Source organism: Testudinibacter crocodili, from assembly GCF_006228025.1.
Classification (GTDB): Bacteria; Pseudomonadota; Gammaproteobacteria; order Enterobacterales; family Pasteurellaceae; genus Chelonobacter.
In genome coordinates this window covers 1-5609 of sequence record NZ_VDHF01000084.1, presented here as the reverse complement: position 1 = coordinate 5609, position 5609 = coordinate 1, and the positions used below count along the sequence as shown (strand labels likewise).

The window sequence follows — 5609 nt, the reverse complement described above, 5'->3', positions numbered from 1 at the left end:
TTTGTCTACTATACCGGGTCTGTTGATCTTTGTTTATAGCTAAATTAACGCAGAATCAAGATCGGTTTACGACTATAACGTGCCACTTTAACCGTATTTGAACTTAATCCTTCTTTATTATCATCTTTTGATGCCATCATGATAATCAGATCAACATTTTTTTCTTCAGCAACCCGATTCACCTCTTCATAAATGGTGCCGTAAGCCACGATGTGCTGCACTTTACTCTCCTGTGGGAACACATCTCGGGTAAATTCATGCAGTTTTTTATTGGCTTCCGCCAGCACTTCTTTATCAAAATTAGTGGGTAAAAACGAAGAAACAATGCTATTGCTCGGTGCCGACACAATGCCGGCAACACGATAAATAGTATCAGGATTATTCCGCGTCATTTCAAGTGCGGTTTCCGCCAACTTTTTAGCTAACGGAATATACCCTAGATCAATTACAATTAAAATATTTTTAAACATCGACTCACACTCCCTTTTACGATTAAATTTTACGACGACGTCGAATTTGGTTGAATCCTAAACCGAATAATAGCAGTAATGCTGGAATAAACATCCACTCTTTATCTAGTGTATTGTGACGCGGTAACGCAACATACAAAATAGTTTGATCCCAGCTTAAGCCCGCCTTTTCTGCTGCTGAATCCATTTGTGCATCATCAATGATGATTTTATGTGTCATTTCTCCATCAACTTCAATCTGCTCTCCGGTATCTAATAAGGTTAAGCCCAGATTCTGTATCCGCTCTTCTCCGCTATTGCCCTGTGGAACATTCAATTTTGCGAAAAACTCAATCGGTGTGCCATATTGGTTGATTCCTGCCACTTTTAAGGTCATGGTTTCGCCCACCGGAGCATGTGCAATTTCCTGCACAATGTTGATTGGCTCAATATGACGCTCAGTGGGTGAAATATAGTTCATAAAGAATCCCGGGCGGAACAGCATAAAGGTGATTAGCAGCAATAATACGGTTTCCCACCACTTGGTATGATCAAAGAAGTAGCGCATTGAAGCTGCAGTAAATGCCAATATGGCTATTGTGGCGACAATAAACACCATCACACCTTTAGCAAAACCGACATCAATCAATAACAAATCCGTATTGAAAATAAATAAGAACGGTAAAATAGCGGTACGCAAGCTGTAACCGAACGCCACCAAGCCGGTCTTGATCGGATTGCCGCCGGATACCGCTGCTGCTGCAAAAGAAGCTAAGCCGACCGGTGGGGTCACATCCGCCATGATCCCAAAGTAGAAAACAAAGAGATGCACCGCGACCAACGGCACAATCAAACCATTTTGACGCCCGACTTCCACAATCACAGTTGCCATTAAGGACGATACCACAATATAGTTGGCGGTTGTCGGCAAGCCCATTCCCAGAATCAAGCTGAAGATTGCAACCAAAATCAACATTAACAGAATATTACCCATCGATAAAAATTCGATAATGCTGGAGAGTTGGACCCCAAAACCAGTTAATGCCACCACGCCAACGATAATCCCGGCGGTTGCGGTGGCAATGCCGATACCGATCATATTGCGAGCACCACTTTCCAAGCCGGTAACCAAGTCATTGAAGCCCTGTTTGGTCGCAGCGACAACTTTCCCTTGGCGGCGATAGAGCTGCAAAATCGGTCTTTGAGTCAATAAAATAAAACAGAGCGCCAAACTGCCCCAGAAAGCGGACAAGCCTGGTGACATTCTTTCCACCATCAAGCACCAGATTAAAATCACCACCGGCAATAAGAAATGCAATCCGGCATTTACGGTAGGTTTGACCGAAGGCAATTTCACTACCGGCGAATTCGGATCATCAATTTCCAAATCGTCAAATTTAGCCACCCGTTTTAATAACAGGAGATAAACCAGTCCAACCAAGGCTGATACAATCGCTAGTGCATGATCTGGGAATATACCTTTTATCCATGATAAGCCGTACTCAATGATAAAATACACCACACAGATAGTAATAAAGCTGCCCAATCCACGTAACACGCTAACCATCCAAGGTTTGGCGGCATCCGCTCTTTCCAAACCTTTCAGATCCATTTTACAAGCTTCCAAATGCACAATATAGACTAAGGCAATATAGGAGATGATCGCTGGCAGGAAAGCGTGGGTGATCAGTTGGCTATATGGCATATTGACATATTCAATCATCAAAAATGCAGCAGCGCCCATCACCGGTGGCATGATTTGCCCATTGACCGACGATGCCACTTCTACTGCGCCGGCTTTTTCCGCCGAAAAACCGACCCGCTTCATCATGGGAATGGTAAATGTCCCCGTGGTTACCACATTGGCAATGGAAGAGCCGGAGATCAAGCCAGTCAAGCCGGAGGCTACCACTGCTGCTTTTGCCGGACCACCACGGAAATGCCCTAAAAAGGCAAAGGCGGTTTTGATAAAATAGTTTCCTGCCCCGGCTTTGTCTAACAACGCACCAAATAATACAAACAAGAACACATATTTGGTGGAAACACCGAGTGCTACACCGAATACCCCTTCGGTAGTAATCCACTGTTGATTGATGATATGCGACAAACTGCCGGTTCTGTGGCTGACAATCCAGCTGGACGGAAAATATTGTCCAAAATAGTTATACAGCAAAAATACACTGGCAATAATCACCAATGGCAAGCCTAAACTACGCCGGCAAGCTTCCAACAGTAATAGGATACCAATAATTCCGACAACAATATCTTGCGTATTTGGCGAACCAAAACGTGTCACCAGTTCACCATAAAAAAACAGATAATAGGAGGCACAGAAGGTGGCAGCAAACGCAAAAATCCAATCTAAAATCGGCACATGGTGGATTGGTGACGATTTAAATGCCGGATAGGAAAGATAAGCCAAAAATAGCGCAAATGCCAGATGGATTGATCGGGCTTTGGTATCATCAAATACCACGTTGATCGAGCCCAATCCGATTGAACGTAGCATTTCTTGAAACACAAATGGTAAAGGGGAAGCATAATAAATTTGAAATAACGACCAAAGAATGGCAACCGCAAAAATCAATTTTTTTGTAAAGCCATAGGGATTGCGACCACCGGAGTCGTTTGCCGCCACCATGTCTTGCAGATCGTCTTGGTCAAAGGTTTTATTGGTTTTGTCTAACATAGTCCTTTTCCCTGTTAAGTTGTAGGTTTAAACAGCAAAGGCAGGGAAATCCCCTGCCTTTAATAAAATTAAGCAAGCTAAGAAAAATTACATCCAGCCTCTCTCTTTATAATAACGCACCGCACCGTCGTGTAATGGTGCAGATAGTGCATTTTTAATCATTTCATCTTCTTTCAGGTTGGCAAATGCTGGGTGTAAACGTTTAAAGCGATCAAAATTATCGAACACCGCTTTCACCACGGCATAAACCTGATCATCACTCACATCGGCAGACGTCACCAACGTCGCATAAACCCCAAAGGTATTGGTCGGGTTATCCGAACCGGCATACAAACCGCCCGGAATCACGGCTTTAGCGTAATAACTGTGATCGGCGACCAATTTATCAATCGCTTCGCCTTCAACCGGCACTAAATGCGCCGCACAAGATGCCGCCGCCTCTTTCAGTGCCCCATTCGGGTGGCCCACATTATAAGTGATCGCATCGAGATTGTTATCACACATTACTGATGCCATTTCTGCCGGTTTCAATTCGGAAGCGACTTTAAAGGCGGAATCGTCCCAGCCTTTAGCGGCTAAAATCACGTTCATGGTAGCACGCGTGCCGGAACCCGGATCACCGACATTGACACGTTTGCCTTTCAGATCATCAAAGGATTGAATGCCGGAATCGTCACGCGCCATCACCGTAAATGGCTCTGGGTGAATCGAGAAAACCGCTCTTAACTTATCATTTTTCTTGCCTTCAAACGAGCTAGTGCCGTTATAAGCATGATATTGCCAGTCTGATTGAGCAATCCCCATATCTAATTGTTTTCCGGCAATCGCATTTAAATTAGCAACTGAGGCGCCGGTGGAAGGAGCATTACATTTGATACCGCTTTTCGCTGAATCACGATTAACCAACTGGCAAATGGATTGTCCCACGACATAATAAACACCGGTTTGCCCACCAGTGCCGATGGTAACAAATTGTTCAGCAGCCATAACAGCAGTAGATGATGCCATTAATCCGGCAACGAAAGATAATTTAAAAAGTTGTTTCATGTATAGCACTCCTTCTAAATTGTGATCTGCCAAAAGACAGATTTATAAGTGTAATTGCATAGCATTAAGTCAGCGGCAGCGCGACTTGCCTGCTAACATATACAAAGGTTATATAAATTGCAACTACAATTGTAAAATAGGATTTGTTTTAACAATGAATTTGCTATTTATTTAGTCATAATTTAATAAATATCGTGATCATTAATTTTCCATTTAAAAATATTCAACATCTGTTGCCAATTTTGATCAACCTCGGCACAAATTGTTATTTTCTGCCCGCTTATCGGGTGTTCAAACCAGATTTTATGCGCATGCAGCATTAAGCCACTACACCCCAGATGCTCACTAAAAGTGCGGTTTTGGCGCAAATCCCCATAAGCCGAATCGCCGATGATCGGATGATGCAAATGCTTCATATGACGCCTTAATTGATGTTTACGACCGGTTTGCGGCAACAATTTCACCAGACTATAACGGGCGCTGGCATAACGTCCGGCAGGATACGGCATTTCGATCTGCGCTAAAGTTTGGTAATCGGTGACCGCACTTTGAGCCGCTTTTTCCGGCTGACTGAATTTATCGGCAATTTTATCCAACTGCTGTTTTAACGGATAATCAATCTTACCCTGCCCACTCAAAAAACCTCGCACCACCGCCAAATAGCTTTTTTCGATCTGTTTTTGTTCGAATTGTCGACTGAGACGACGAGCGGACTCTTGGTTCAGCGCCAACACTAATACACCGGATGTCGGACGATCTAAACGATGAACCGTATAAACGTGCTGCCCGATTTGATCACGCAAGGTCTGCATCACAAAACGGGTTTCGTGCTTATCCAGCCAACTGCGGTGCACTAGCATGCCTGCCGGTTTATTGATAGCAATAATGTCCTCGTCGCGATACAAAATTTGCAAAATCGGCGACGGTACTGTTGTCTGCTCTCCACTGCTAGAGTCAAAGTGCGGTTTATGCTGGCTCATTCAGTAGGCTTTCTATATCGGTTAATGGCGATAACAGCAGCTCAAGTTGGGCAAAATCGCTCATTGCCTCTTCCAGATAAGGCGTAATGGCAATTTTGCTAGGTAGTGGCGCCTCAGCATCCAACAATGCGTGCATACGCGGAATAAAAATCCATTGCAGCCACTCATATGGTTCCAACGTATCTAAATGGAACGGCTGCTCGCTCTGCAACCGCTCTTGTTCCGGTGGTGAGTTTTGCCATAAAGCCAATTGCTGTAAGTTATGTTGCAACTGCTGCAAATGTTGGCGTACTTTATCCTCTTGCGACATCATGTTTTCTCCTTAAAATTTGGTGTGCCTATTGTAATCTAACTGTTGCGCAAGTTCTGCAAAAAAAGAGAGCCAAGCTAGGGTCTGTTGATGTTTGTTTATATTTTAAACACAGTCCGCAGGACTATGACTCT

5 protein-coding genes are annotated in these 5609 nt (G+C 43.9%); all 5 read right to left on the bottom strand.

The genetic code is table 11. The annotated features are described in order from the left end of the window. Positions 1 to 44: 44 nt before the first annotated feature. The gene (locus FHQ23_RS09435) at positions 45 to 470 is read right to left on the bottom strand and encodes a universal stress protein (protein ID WP_132967548.1); all 426 of its coding nucleotides are present in this window, start codon (positions 468 to 470) and stop codon (positions 45 to 47) included. A 22-nt stretch (positions 471 to 492) separates the two neighbouring features. Then, the gene (locus FHQ23_RS09430; protein ID WP_139614102.1) at positions 493 to 3138 is read right to left on the bottom strand and encodes a TRAP transporter permease; all 2646 of its coding nucleotides are present in this window, start codon (positions 3136 to 3138) and stop codon (positions 493 to 495) included. A gap of 87 nt (positions 3139 to 3225) precedes the next feature. Then, positions 3226 to 4185, bottom strand: coding sequence for a TAXI family TRAP transporter solute-binding subunit (locus FHQ23_RS09425; protein ID WP_139611978.1), 960 nt, complete (start codon positions 4183 to 4185; stop codon positions 3226 to 3228). A 182-nt stretch (positions 4186 to 4367) separates the two neighbouring features. Then, positions 4368 to 5102 (bottom strand): tRNA pseudouridine(65) synthase TruC, encoded by a 735-nt coding sequence (truC, locus tag FHQ23_RS09420; RefSeq protein WP_267963677.1) that lies wholly within the window; start codon positions 5100 to 5102, stop codon positions 4368 to 4370. A gap of 49 nt (positions 5103 to 5151) precedes the next feature. Next, a complete protein-coding gene (locus FHQ23_RS09415; RefSeq protein WP_139614103.1) occupies positions 5152 to 5475 on the bottom strand; it encodes a YqcC family protein in 324 nt (107 codons plus the stop codon). Between the last annotated feature and the right edge of the window lie 134 nt (positions 5476 to 5609).